12 protein-coding genes are annotated in these 13,041 nt (G+C 56.0%); 5 read left to right on the top strand and 7 right to left on the bottom strand.

Translation table 11 applies throughout. The features are described from left to right. Window positions 1-98 precede the first annotated feature (98 nt). Window positions 99-761, top strand: coding sequence for a DUF4412 domain-containing protein (locus ACYVHX_RS24590; protein ID WP_460674354.1), 663 nt, complete (start codon window positions 99-101; stop codon window positions 759-761). Window positions 762-782: 21 nt separating this feature from the next. Beyond that, window positions 783-1,724, top strand: a complete 942-nt coding sequence (locus ACYVHX_RS24585; protein WP_460674353.1) for a Nif3-like dinuclear metal center hexameric protein — start codon at window positions 783-785, stop codon at window positions 1,722-1,724. A 5-nt stretch (window positions 1,725-1,729) separates the two neighbouring features. On the opposite strand, the gene ACYVHX_RS24580 is transcribed toward ACYVHX_RS24585, so the two are convergent. Next, the gene (locus ACYVHX_RS24580) at window positions 1,730-1,951 is read right to left on the bottom strand and encodes a hypothetical protein (RefSeq protein ID WP_460674352.1); all 222 of its coding nucleotides are present in this window, start codon (window positions 1,949-1,951) and stop codon (window positions 1,730-1,732) included. 70 nt (window positions 1,952-2,021) lie between these two features. Further along, window positions 2,022-2,834, bottom strand: coding sequence for a M90 family metallopeptidase (locus ACYVHX_RS24575; protein WP_460674351.1), 813 nt, complete (start codon window positions 2,832-2,834; stop codon window positions 2,022-2,024). A gap of 92 nt (window positions 2,835-2,926) precedes the next feature. Between ACYVHX_RS24575 and ACYVHX_RS24570 the strand changes: the two genes are divergently transcribed. After that, window positions 2,927-3,796: an alpha/beta hydrolase gene (locus ACYVHX_RS24570; RefSeq protein ID WP_460674350.1), complete on the top strand. Its 870-nt coding sequence runs from the start codon at window positions 2,927-2,929 to the stop codon at window positions 3,794-3,796. 5 nt (window positions 3,797-3,801) lie between these two features. On the opposite strand, the gene ACYVHX_RS24565 is transcribed toward ACYVHX_RS24570, so the two are convergent. From ACYVHX_RS24565 to ACYVHX_RS24550, 4 genes are all read right to left on the bottom strand, one after another. Continuing rightward, on the bottom strand, window positions 3,802-5,187 hold the full coding sequence (locus ACYVHX_RS24565; protein WP_460674349.1) for a DUF4403 family protein: 1,386 nt from the start codon (window positions 5,185-5,187) through the stop codon (window positions 3,802-3,804). An 86-nt stretch (window positions 5,188-5,273) separates the two neighbouring features. Then, the gene (locus ACYVHX_RS24560; RefSeq protein ID WP_460674348.1) at window positions 5,274-5,816 is read right to left on the bottom strand and encodes a GreA/GreB family elongation factor; all 543 of its coding nucleotides are present in this window, start codon (window positions 5,814-5,816) and stop codon (window positions 5,274-5,276) included. A gap of 139 nt (window positions 5,817-5,955) precedes the next feature. After that, window positions 5,956-8,097 carry a xanthine dehydrogenase family protein molybdopterin-binding subunit gene (locus ACYVHX_RS24555; RefSeq protein WP_460674347.1) on the bottom strand — a complete coding sequence of 714 codons (2,142 nt, stop codon included), beginning with the start codon at window positions 8,095-8,097 and terminating at the stop codon, window positions 5,956-5,958. Between the two features lie 113 nt (window positions 8,098-8,210). Then, a complete protein-coding gene (locus tag ACYVHX_RS24550; protein WP_460674346.1) occupies window positions 8,211-8,657 on the bottom strand; it encodes a (2Fe-2S)-binding protein in 447 nt (148 codons plus the stop codon). Between the two features lie 133 nt (window positions 8,658-8,790). Here ACYVHX_RS24550 and ACYVHX_RS24545 point away from each other — a divergent pair, with 133 nt between their 5' ends. Together ACYVHX_RS24545 and ACYVHX_RS24540 are read left to right on the top strand one after the other, a co-directional pair. Then, a complete protein-coding gene (locus ACYVHX_RS24545; protein ID WP_460674345.1) occupies window positions 8,791-9,696 on the top strand; it encodes an oxygenase MpaB family protein in 906 nt (301 codons plus the stop codon). Window positions 9,697-9,749: 53 nt separating this feature from the next. Next, window positions 9,750-10,745 carry a 3-keto-disaccharide hydrolase gene (locus tag ACYVHX_RS24540; RefSeq protein ID WP_460674344.1) on the top strand — a complete coding sequence of 332 codons (996 nt, stop codon included), beginning with the start codon at window positions 9,750-9,752 and terminating at the stop codon, window positions 10,743-10,745. A 99-nt stretch (window positions 10,746-10,844) separates the two neighbouring features. Here the strand turns inward: ACYVHX_RS24540 and ACYVHX_RS24535 are convergent, their stop codons facing one another. Further along, window positions 10,845-13,040: an alpha-galactosidase gene (locus ACYVHX_RS24535; RefSeq protein ID WP_460674343.1), complete on the bottom strand. Its 2,196-nt coding sequence runs from the start codon at window positions 13,038-13,040 to the stop codon at window positions 10,845-10,847. Window position 13,041: the final 1 nt, after the last annotated feature.

The following is a 13,041-nucleotide window of genomic DNA, read 5'->3' as shown; positions in this document are numbered from 1 at the left end:
AGCGGGACGTTTTTTATACCCATTTCAACAATTGAACGTTGATACTGGTAAAGTCCGTAAAATTGGTTAAGCTTACCCATCCAGAACGTTAACACCCTATGAAAACGCTATTGCTGCTTTTACCGGCCCTTCTGCTGAGCACCCTCGGGTGGGCGCAACAGGGAACCGTCGAATACAAAATGACGCTGTCGCAGGGCGGGCAAACGCCCATTACCACGACCAGTACGATTTATTTTTCAAGCGGTAATGTCCGGACCGAAGTGAATATTCCGCTGCCGGGCGCGCCAAAGCCTCTGAAACAGACCATTCTGATGCTGGCCAAAACGCCCAACACGACCTACCTGCTGAATGACGCGAACAAAACCTACGCCGAAACCAGCAACGGCCAGAAAGAGAATGTGCCGGCCATGAAAACCACAGTTCGGGTGTTGGGAAAAGAAAAAATCCAGAATCTGAATTGCACCCACGCCATGGTGACGTTTGAAAAAGGGTCGATGGAAATCTGGACCAGCAAAGACATCGCCGGCTACGATAAACTGATGTCGTACTGGCGCTCCAACCAGAGTTTCGGCGACGAAAACGTTTACAACGAACTGAAAAAGAGCGGAGCCGACGGTTTTTTTGTCCGGATGAAAAACTCAGGCGTCACCGTCGATCTCGTCCGGTACGACACCAAACCCGTGGAGGCTGCGCTGTTCGAAATTCCGAAGGATTACAAAAAAGGCGCGGCTCCCTTCGACCCATCCAGTTTTAAACGCTAACCTCCGCAAAACGTCCACCCGATGGAAGAACCCGGAAAAACCGCCCCGATCGCGTCCACGACCGAAAAAACCGGACGGCGGGAATTTGTCGGCACCCTCACCAAAGCCTCTCTCCTGGTCACCCTGCCCGGGCTCAGTCCGGCGGAAAACCGGCAACCCGACGCGCCGAAGGCGGTCACGGTGGGCCAGGTGATGGACCTGATTCTGAAAACCATTCCGAACGCGCCGTTTCCCAAAACCGTCGATACGCTGAAATCGGGTAGCGCCGGTCAGAACGTGACCGGAATCGTTTCGACGATGTTTGCCACCATGGAGGTGATCGAAAAAACCGTGCAGCTGGGTGCCAACTTCATCATCGTCCACGAGCCGACCTTTTACAACCACGCCGACGAAACCGACTGGCTGAAGAACGATGCGGTTTTTCGGAAAAAATACGACCTGCTGGCGAAAAACCGGGTGGCCGTCTGGCGGTTTCACGACTACTGGCATTCGCACCGCCCGGACGGCATTCGGACGGGCGTGGTAACGGCCCTGGGCTGGGAAGCGCACCTGGATGCCCAAAATCCGCGGCTCATTACCCTGCCCTCGCCCCTGCCGCTGAAACAGGTGATTGCCCACGCAAAAGAAAAGCTGGGCATTCCGATGATGCGGGTGGTGGGCGATCCGGCCCAGGCCTGCCGGCGAATCCTGCTGATGCCCGGCGCGTCGGGTGGACGCAGCCACATTCTGGCGCTGGCTCAGGATAAACCGGATGTTATTTTGTGCGGGGAAATCAGCGAGTGGGAAACCGCCGAATACGTGCGGGATGCGCGGCAACAGGGCCAGCAGGTGGCGCTCGGCATTCTGGGCCACATCATGAGCGAAGCCCCCGGCATGCAGTGGCTGGTGCCCTGGCTGCAACCCAAACTGCCCGATGTCAAAATAACCTACATCGACGCGAAAAATCCGTTTACGTATTTGTAACCGGCTCAGATGAAACTCTGATCGAAATCCTCCACCACGGTTAAATCCGCGGCATCGAACCATTCCTCCGAATCGTCGTCCAGTCGGCACAGCGCCTGGGTTTCTTCTTCGTTCATGCTTGAAACCGTCATGGGGTGGCCGTGGTTGACGGTCGCATCGGAGTGTTTTACTGAATCGCCGTAGTGCATGGATCGGGTTGTTGGTTTTTCTTTAAAGTGGGGCGGCACCGGTTTTGTTTCAAATTGCGGGTATTCTGCCGCTTTTGTTGAATGGATTCCAGGAGCTTGGGGATTGGTTTCACGAAGGATTACCCCCGGTTCCCTGCTTCGCTTCACCCTCTCCCGGCCGCTGTTGAAAGATTTCTTCCAGTTGGGCAAACAGTTCCGGGTGCTTTTCCTGCAATAAATCCGGGCGCTTGAAGAAATATTCGGCGACAACGGCGAAGAACTCGGCTTCGTTGGTGGCCGCGTAGGGGTTGATGTCCGAGTGGTTGGCGTTGATCTCACCGATGCTGGCGTGAATCAGCTGGAGCCAGGGTTTGAGGTGGTTGCGGTCGAGCAGGTATTCGGGCGCGCCGTCGGTGGAGCCGTCGGCTTTGTCGAGCAGGTGAACAAACTCGTGGATGCCGGTATTTTCCTTGCTGGTTTCGTTCGCAAAACCGTCGTGCAGGGCCGGTTTCGACAACACCATTGTGCTTTGCAGCGCCCCGCCCTCGCCCACCATGCCCAGAATGTTGCGGTTTTTGCCGGTGGTTTCAAAGTCCGCGTTGAAGCGGTCGTCGTAGAGCAAAACCGTCGTCAGCCGGTAAAACGACCAGTCTTTGAATCCGAAAATGGTGATGACGGCGCTGCTGGCCACCAGCACCCGGTCCAGGTCGTCGACGGTGGTGCCGATGCCTTCGATGCGGGTGTGGTTCAGGAAGTGGGCGACCCGCGCTTCAAACGCTTGCTGCTGGTCGGCGCTCAGGTTCCGGAAATACGCGACGTGCCGTTGGAGCAGGTCGCGGTATTGGGCCGCTGCGGGCGCGGCAAGCGGCTGGCTTTGCCGACGGTATTGCCAGATTAACCAGCCGAGCAGCAAAACCGCCAGGCCGAAAACGACGTAAATCATGGTGCGTGGGTTGTCTGCGGAAAACCGGGTAGACGATGCGATTGTTCAGTATTTTTGACAACTTTGCGGCTCCCAACCTTCTTTGATTGCGAATGATCCGGTTTCTAGCCCTCTGCCTTTTTGTGGCCCTGAACAGCGTAGCGCAGGACAGCAAAGTCTTTGACGACCTGACAATTAAAAGCACCATCCTGAAAAAAGACAAAAAATTTGCGCTCTACCTGCCGCCCGGTTACGAAAGCTCGCAACGCGCCTACCCGGTTTTGTACCTGCTGCACGGCGGGGGTGACGATCAGACGGCCTGGATTCAGTCGGGAAATATGCAAACCATCGTGGACAAGGCCGTCCGCGACGGTACCCTACCGCCGATGATCGTGGTGATGCCCGACGCCGAAATGACGTTTTACATGAACAATGCCGCCGGGAAGTACCAATACGAGGATTATTTCATCCGGGAACTGATTCCGCACATCGAGAAAACCTACCGCTGCCGGACGGAAAAACGGTACCGGGCCGTCGCCGGGTTGTCGATGGGCGGTTTTGGCGCGCTGCTCTACGCCCTGCATCACCCCGATATGTTCGGCTCCTGCGCCGGATTGAGCGCGGCCGTGCGCACCGACCAGCAGATCCGGGAAATGCCGCATCAGGAATATTTGCGCCGGTACCGGACCACAATGGGCGAGCTGAAGGAAAACGAAAACCGCATCACGGAATTCTGGAACCAGAACAGCATTCTGTCGCTGGTGCAGAAAATGCCCGAAGCGCAGAAAAAAGCCGTGCGGTTTTACCTCGATTGCGGGGATGACGATTTGCTGCTGCACGAAGGCAATTCCCAGTTGCACACCCTGATGCGCAACCTGAACATTCCGCACGAATACCGGGTGCGCAACGGCGGCCACAGCTGGGACTACTGGCGCTCGGGCCTGCCGGACGCGCTGGCCTTCATCAGCCAGAGTTTTCAGTAAAGCCCTTACAGCTGTTTCACCTGCACGGCCACCTTCGATTCCACTTTGATGAGCGCCTGAATGCCGTCGGGCCGGATGGCGATTTTCTGGGGAGTAAACCGAAACGCCTGGATGTTCAGGGCGGTTTTTTTGCCGGTTTCTCCTTTCTTGAAGGCTTCCGTGATTTTCTGGGGCAAACTTTCAATTTCTCCGCCCAGCGAAAAAGTCAGAAAACGTTCCAGCACGTTAATGACGCCGTTGTGCACCAGCGAATTCGAAACGCTGGACAATTCGCGGGTGGTTCCGGCATCGAAATCCAGGTTTTTGACGCTCAGCGTTTTGGTGAGCGTGTCAAACGTGGGCCGGCCCCGCAGGTACAGCGTGCCGTTCAGCAGTCCGCTCACCTCGGTTTTGACGATCAGGGCGCGTTGTCCGCCATACACCGTCGCCTTGTTGATGGTCAGCGCCCCCAGCAATAACTTTTTATTTTCTCTGGTCAGGTTGCGGGCGATCATCCGGTTGATGTCCTGATACGGAATATGGCTCAGCAACCGCAGATCCGAGGTTTGGGAGACCGTATCGCGTTTTTGCAAGGGCGGCAGTTTCGCCACCGTGTGGGGCGGCTCGCTGGGTTGCAGTTCCGTTTTGGTGGTGACGGCAATGCGCAGATGAGTCGTTATTTTCTGCTGATCCCCACTAATCGGACTGGCCGCCACGGAGATGGGTTTCGGCAGGAGCCACAATCCGAATTGCCGGTCGATCAGCAGCGGTTTTTGAATACTTTGCCAGATGGGCATCACCATCTGATCAAGCCGCAGCTCCTTGTAAACCGCCGAATCAATGGCCGATTCAATAGTGGACTGGCTGTTGTCCAGAATTTTTCGGGCAAAATTAGCCAGTGAAATATCCTTGCCCAGAATGCGGATTTCGGGTTCGACGATCCATTCGTAGTTGGTAAATTGCACTTTGCTCGACAACCGCCAGTTGGGCGTAACGGTGAGCGGACTCCGAAAGTTGACGTGCAGGGAGCAGAACGGTTTTTCTTCCGCTTTTTTTTCGGATCCAAACGGGGTGGTGACGAACAGGCCCAGCGGAGCCGAAAACCGGATCTGATTGTCGGTATACTGAATTTTGACCGGCCCCGACCGCACCACCCGGAACGGCAGCAAACCGCCCCGCTTCCCACTGGCCGAGCCTTTTCCAACCAGCACCGGGTCCAGTTCCTGATTGATTTTTTCCTGCAATTCCTTGATCGTGAACGTTACCGGGCCCGCCAGGTAGGAGGTGTCGGGCGGAATGGCTGCGTCAAAACCTTCGGCTTTGGGTGGCTCGGGTTTGGTTTTCTGGCAGTTCGTCAGTACTACTATAAGCGCCAGGCTGAGGATGTAGCGAAGTAGAGTTGTTGGGGTCATTTACGCGAAAGCCCACTAGGCGGGCCATACGTCTAATAACCGCTGTCGTTTCCGGATGTTTGTTTGCGGTTTACTTTAAGGGCATTTTATTCCGCCGGTGGGCTATCCGGGGCGGGTTCATAGACAATCGCCCTGATTTCCAGGATTTCCTCGCCCTGTACGGTCCGCAGTAAAACCGGGTCGCCGACCTGTTTCCCCTGCATGGCGCGGGAAATGGGGGCCGTGAAGGCAATCAACCCCCGCTGGGCGTTGGCTTCATCGACGCCCACGATGGTAAACCGCCGTTCGGTGCCCGCCGACGGGCCGGTTTTCGACCGCAGCAGCACCGTGGCCCCGAAGCGGACTTCTGCCAAATTGTGTGAATCCACCACTTTGGCACTCGAAATGCGCTGATTCAGGTTGGCGATCCGCCCGTTCAGCAAGGCCAGTTGCCGGGTGCGGTCGTTCTCGTCGGTTGATTCGCTGGCCTGTACCTGAGCGTGTTCGGCTTCCAGCTCGGTGAGCTCCTCGCGCAGCAGACCCAGGCCACGGGGGGTGACGTAGTTGGGTGTGCCGGGCGGCAATGGCGCGCGGGCGGGGATGACCACCGGCGCATCGGCCGTTTCATTTTTCAGAAAAGCGCTGCTCATAAGCTGACGGATTAAACCAAACCCGGGCGGTTTGGACTAGCTTCTGAACCGGTGGAAAGGGAAATTGTTTGGAGGAAGGCTACGATGCGCGGGCGGTTGATCGGCACCGATCAACCGCCCGCGCGTTCACCCGATGGCCTTACGAAACGCTTTTAAACACCTCCGTTTGCACAAACGGCTGGTTGTACAGGCGTTTGCCGGTGGCCTTGAAAATGGCGTTGGCCACGGCCGCCCCCGCCGGTGGCAATGAGGGTTCGCCTAACCCGGTCGGCTCGATTTCATTCTTGACGAAATGGACGTCGATTTCCGGGATTTCGTTCATCCGGATCAGGTGGTAGTCGTTGAAGTTTTTCTGCTCCGGAATTCCGTCCTTGAAGGTGATGTTGCCGTACATAGCGTGTCCGATGCCATCAACGACGCAGCCGCGCACCTGCTGCTGCGCCCCGCTCTGGTTGATCACAATGCCACAATCGGCGGCTGAATACACTTTTTTCAGCACCGGTTTTCCTTTCTCCATCACCACTTCGCCCACCTGCGCTACGTACGACCGGTGCGAGAAATAGACGCTGAACCCCTGCGCGACGTTTTTGTTTTTGCCCCAATTCGATTTCTCGGCCGCCAGTTTGATCACGCCCTGCATCCGGTCGATGTCGTAGGTGATTTTGCCCACCGGTTTTTGTTTGGCTTTGTCGAGTAACTCCAGCCGAAACTGCACGGGGTCCTTGCCCGCAGCCTGGGAAACTTCGTCGAGAAACGCCTGTTCGGCAAACGCCAGAAAGTTGGTGATCGGTGCGCGCCAGGGCCCGGTCGTGATGGGCGATTTGTGGTCGATGCTGTCGATCAGCAGGTTATCAACGGCTCCCGACGGAAAATTGTCCTCGCGGGTGGCGTTTCCGGCGTTGATGCTGGCGCCCCGCAGTTTGTAGCCAATCAGGTTATTCTGCGCATCCAGAGCCGCTTCAAACCGGTAGCGCACCGCCGGGCGGTAAATACCGCCGGTCATGTCGTCTTCGCGGGTCCACATCAGCTTCACCGGCGCATTGACGGCTTTGGAAACCTGCGCGGCCTCAAGGGCGTAGTCGGTATTGAGCCGACGGCCAAAACCGCCCCCCATGCGGGTGAGCTGGACGGTTACTTTTTCGGGCGGCAGATTCAGCAATTTGGCCACCTGATTCCGGGCATTTTCCGGCGTCTGGCTCGGCCCGACCAACTCCGCGCTGTCGGCTTTGACGTGGGCGAAGAAGTTCATGGGCTCCATCGGGTTGTGGGGCAGAAACGGACACTGGTATTCGGCCTTCACCACTTTGGCGGCATTCTTGAAGGCCGTTTCCACATCGCCGTCTTTCCGCCGAACGGTAGTGCTTGGGCTGTCGAGCATCTCCTTGAACAGCCGGTTGTGATCCGCCGTGCTCTCCAGATTGCCGTCCTTTTCCCACTCAATTTTCAGCGCATCCTTGGCTTTTTTGACCTGCCAGGTCGATTTGCCAACCACGGCCACGCTGTTGTTGATCGTTACCACGTTGACAATTCCAGGCATGGCTTTGGCGGCTGCCGAATCGACCGACTTCAGTTTGTACCCAAACGCCGGACGCTGCAACATCCCGATGAGCATGCCTTCGCGGTGGAAATCCAGGCCAAACAGCGGTTTTCCGGTGATGATGCCGGGATTATCCACGTTTTTGATCGTTTGCCCGATCAGCTTGAAATCCTTGATTTCTTTCAGCTTCACATCGGCCGGAACGGGAATTTTGGCGGCATCGTTCGCCAGCTCCCCGTAGCTGAGTTTGCGGTTGCTGCCGGCATGCAGCACAAACCCCTGGCTGGTGGTACAGGCCGACGCGGCCACGTTCCAGCGTTTGGCGGCTGCTTCCAGCAACATCTGCCGGGCGGTGGCTCCGGCCACGCGCAGCCGTTTCCAGGAGTGCGGAATGGAGCCGCTGCCGCCGGCCACCTGCCGTTCAAATTTCTGGGTGTCGAGCGGGGCCTGTTCGACCACGACCTTTTTCCAGTCGGCATCGAGTTCTTCCGCAACGATGATGGGAAAGGCGGTTTTGATGCCCTGACCGACTTCCGGGTTGGGCGACAGAATCGTAATGATTCCCTGCGGATTGATCGACAAATAGCTGTTGAAATCGACGCCCGGAGCCGCCACGCCGTTCAGGGGCGCGCTGGCCACCGCAGCTTCCGAATCGGTCCAGTTGAAACCCAGCAGCAGCCCTCCGCTGGTGGCCGCAGCAATTTTCAGAAAATTCCGGCGGTTGGTATTTAAGTGAGAAGTCATGTCGGTTTGAGGTTTGGCGTTTAAGGTTCGAAGTTTAACGTTTAACGGTACTGATTCAGTTGAGAATCAGAGTGTGTCAGCGCTTTAAACGTTAGACTTTCAACCTCAAACGATTATTTTTTAGTTGCGGCTTCTTTGATGCGGTGGTAGGTGCCGCAGCGGCAGAGGTTGCCGGACATGGTGGCTTCAATTTCTTCGTCGGACGGTTTGGGTTTGCGTTTGAGCAGCGCAGCCGCCGTCATGATCTGACCGGCCTGGCAATAACCACACTGGGCCACATCCACCTCGTCCCAGGCTTTCTGCACCGGATGGTCGCCATTTTTGGACAACCCTTCAATGGTTGTAACTTTGGCGGTACCGATGGCGGAAACCGGTAACACGCAGGAACGGGTTGCTTCCCCGTTCAGGTGGACGGTGCAGGCGCCACACTGGGCAATGCCGCAGCCGTATTTGGTGCCGAACAGCCCCAGATTATCGCGCAGCACCCAAAGCAACGGAGTATCGGCTTCGGCTTCAGTCTGGTAGCTTTTGCCGTTGATTTGCAGTTTAAACAAGGCCATAGTGAAGAAGTGAGTTTGGAATGAGGGCTAAATTACAAAAAAATAGCTAGTTTCAGGTTTCCGGTAACCGGTTTTCTGTGGCCGCCCATTCACCCGGAAAACCGACTGCCGCAAACGGAAAACCCAATCAACAATGACGTTTCCAGTGTATTCCAAAATAGCGGGCCTGTTTCGCAATCCGGCGGTTCGGCGCGAGCTTCGCCAACTCGATCCGGAGCGCGATTACCAGCGAATGGTGCAGTTGCTGGTGGGCTACGAATTTCCGTTTGATATCCAGCGGGCCCTCGAACTGGCGCTTTTTCACACCTATGCCAATCCGCGCACCTCGGCCTTGCTGGTTCGGACCGGCGAGTTTGAGCGGCACGGCCAGAAACGCTACGACGACACGGCCATTCTGATTGCGTGGTTTATGCAGTATGGTCTGAACACCGAAACCGGCTTGCGGGCCATCACGCAAATGAACCGGCTGCACGGGCATTACCGGATTCTGAACGACGATTTCCTGATTGTGCTTTCCACGTTTATCTTTTACCCAATCAACTGGGTGAACCGCTACGGCTGGCGGAAACTCATTCCGGCCGAAGAGCGGGCTTTTTTTTTGTTTTTCCGGGAGGTTGGGGAGCGGATGAATCTGACCGGTATTCCCCAGAGTCTCGACGACCTCCGCGCGTTTACGGACGCCTACGAAGCGGAGCATTTCCGGTACGACGAAAGCAACCGGCGACTGGCCGACGCCACCGTCCGGATCGTGGAAGGCTGGTTGCCCAAGCCGCTGCGGTTTGCGGTGCAGCCGGTTTTTGCCGCCCTCATCAACGACAAACTGCGCGAAGCCTTTGGCTATCAGCGTCCGGCAGCCTGGTTCTGCGCGGTGCTGGAAACATCGTTCCGGCTGCGCAAAGGGCCGCTTAAATGGATCACCTTTAAACCGTATCCGACGCTGGTGGAAAATACGCTGCACCGTACTTACCGAAAAACCGGTCTGCCCGCCGTCGAGGACCTGGGACCGACGAAGCTCCTCCAGAAAAAACCCGGTGAGTAGACTCCATCCGGTTTATTCTTATGATTGCAGTCAACTTTTAGGTTTTTACAGACATGGGGATGTTTCTACATACGTTGAATCGCCGACGGGGCCGCCCGGCGGTTAAGCAAAAAATAAAAGCGGTTAGCGGAGCTTCTCTTCTAACCGCTGATCTACTCTGCTTAACTCTGCGATTTAGTCTTTTAATTTTTTGCTTCCACCCGGTTTTCGCCCAGAAGAACGATCCGAAAAAGGAAGAATGGATCAAGCTGTTCAACGGCAGGGACCTGAGCGGCTGGGACATTAAAATTGCCGGGGAGGACTTGAACAGCAATTACAAAAACACCTTCCGGGCCGAAAACGGGATGCTCCGGATTCGGTACGACCAGTACAAAACGTTTGACAATAAATACGGCCACATTTACTACAAAGACCCGTTTTCGTACTACATCCTCAAATTTGACTACCGGTTTCAGGGCGATCAGGTGCCGGGCGGGGCGTCGTGGAATGTCCGCAACAGCGGGGTGATGATCCACTCCCAATCGGCCTCGAGCCTGACCAAAGACCAGGATTTCCCGATTTCGCTGGAGATTCAGACGCTGGGCGGTTTGGGCAAGGGCGTACGGCACACGGCCAACCTCTGCACACCGGGGACGATCGTGGAAATGGGTGGCAAAGTTATTCCGGCGCACTGCATCGACTCGCAATCCAAAACCTACGACGGCGATCAGTGGGTGAGCGTCACGGCGGTGGTGCTCGGCGATTCGATTGTCCACCACATCATCGAAGGCGACACGGTTCTGACCTACGAAAAAACCAAAATCGGCGGGGGCTACATCAGTCCGCAGAACAGCTTTGCGTCGGGTCACGTCGGCAATGCTGATTACTGGATGAAGCTGGATAATACCCCCCTGAAGGAAGGCTACATTGCGCTGCAAAGCGAAAGCCACGCCATCGATTTCCGCAACGTCGAACTGCTGAATCTGAAAGGCTGCATGGTGAAAACCGCCCTGAATTACAAGGCGTATTACAAGGTGGCCGATAACGCAACGTGCAAGTACAGGAAGTGAGCCCCTTCAGCCTGACAAGTCTGGAAGCCCGGTTTTAATCACCTAGTAAGTTACCCGGGAGCCGACGAAAACCGTAAACTGAAAACCGTATACCGCACCCTACTTCTGTTCCGTGATTTCCAGCACCACGCTGGCCCGGTTTGCATCGACCGCCGGATTGAACCCGACGGTCATCAGGTAATCGCCCGAATACACCGCTTGACTGCTGCGGTTGATGGGCGAATTGGTACCGGGATACACGTTCAGTTCCTGAATTTTGTACGTTTTGTCCGGGTGCAGCCCGTTCAGCCGGATGGGCGCCTGACTGCCCTCCCGGTAGCGGTTTCCAACTAGGTAACTGAACCAGACGGCTTTATCCTGCTTTTCGCTGACGTACAGTAGCGAGGCCACATTGTGGGTCTGCGGGGAAACCAGCCGGAACAAATCGCCCTTCCAGATCACCTCCTTCACGCGGGCGTAGGTCCGGAGCGCCTGCTGACTGAATTCGAGTTCTTTTTCGTCGAGCTTGCTCACCACAATGTCGTAGCCCATTTTGCCCATCATGGCTACGTCCGTCCGGAATTTTAGCGGTTGTTTGCCCCAATCGGTGATGTGGTTACAGGTTGCGATGGCCGGAAAGAAATACGAATAATTCCACTGAATGAAAATGCGTTCCAGGCCGTCGGTGTTGTCGCTCGGCCAGAATTCGGTAAAGTATTTCAACGCGCCATAATCGACCCGGCCGCCCCCGCCCGAACACAGCATCAGCGGCAGGCTGGGGTATTTGGTCCGCAAACGCTCGAGTACGTTGTAAAGCCCCTGCACATACTCCACAAACAGGTGCGAGGGATTGGGGTTGGTGGCCGAGAACGCGTTGTAAATAACCGCATTGCAATCCCATTTGATGTAGCCCAGCGTTGGGTTTTTGGTGAGAAGACCGTCGACGACGCCGTAGACAAAATCCTGGACCTTCGGATTGGATAAATCCAGGACGAGCTGGTTCCGGAAATAATACTCCGACCGATTGGGGAGCTTGATGACCCAGTCCGGATGTTTTTCGTAGAGTTCACTTTTCGGGCTGACCATTTCGGGTTCCAGCCAGATGCCGAATTTGATACCCGCGCTTTCGGCTTCCTTCACCAGATACCCCAAACCGTGGGGCAGTTTCTGCTTGTTTTCCTGCCAGTCGCCCAGACCCGTCCGGTCGTTGTTGCGCGGGTATTTGTTGGCAAACCAGCCATCGTCGAGCAGAAACAGATCAACGCCCAGCTTCTTGCCATCTTTGAAAAGCGCGCTTAATTTTTCTTCATTGAAGTCAAAATAGGTAGCTTCCCAGTTATTTAACAGTGTTAACCGATTGCCTTCACCCTGCGGAATGCGGTGTTTGCGGGCCCAGCGGTGTAAATTCCGACTTGCCTGCCCTATTCCGGCATTGGAATAAGTGAACAGAAAAGCCGGGGTAACCAACTCTTTGTCCGGCGCCAGGTGGTACTCCGACGCGTACGGATTGATGCCCGCAATCAGCCGCAGATTGCGGAGCGGATCGACCTCGAACTGAATCTGGTAGTTGCCCGACCAGGCCAGCGTTCCGGCCAGCACTTCGCCGGTTTCCTCTTCGGCGGGCTGGTTCAGCGACACCAGAAACGAGGGTGGCTGGAACAGATCGGCCCGCGTTCCGAGCTTGGTATCGAGCACTTTCAGTCCCGCCGATAATTGCACTTCTTCGGGATTCATCTCCCGCGCCCAGTCGCCGTGGAAATGCGTCAAATAGTACGACTGCGCCGGAATGTAAAGATTGGCGGATGCGTATTTCTGCAAGCGAACGGTTTTTTTCTCAGTGTGCCGGATGCTCGACCACTGCTCGATCACATCCTCCTGCTGGTAGGCCTTGTAAAATAGCGTTACTTCAAACGGGTACTGCGGATCTTTGAGAAAAACCGTGGTCAGCACCACGCCCTCGGCCACCTTCTGGGTTTCGTGCCGCACATACCTGAGGTCCGAAGAAGGATTTCCGTCGGCATGCAGGACCTGAAGCGCCGGTTCGAGCAGATTGCGGCCACCCGCCGGGGTGTAAGCCGAATTGTAAAGCTGCGTGTAATCTTCCCCGCGCTTGCCATTATCGGTCAGCAAACCGTAGTCAGTCGCCTTCCGGAGCCGCTTGCCGAGGTGAACCACCGTGGGATCACCGTTTTTATCGACCCGGATGACCAGGGCCGTTCGCTGAGTTTCAATGGCAATGTGCGTGTCGCCGGGGGCAGCAGCGGCTTCAAAAACCGGTACGAAAACGGCGGCTAGCTGGAGAAAAAAGTGTTTCATC

Source organism: Larkinella ripae (assembly GCF_054780775.1).
Note: the sequence above shows the minus strand (reverse complement) of the source record. Positions and strands in the feature narration are given on the sequence as shown.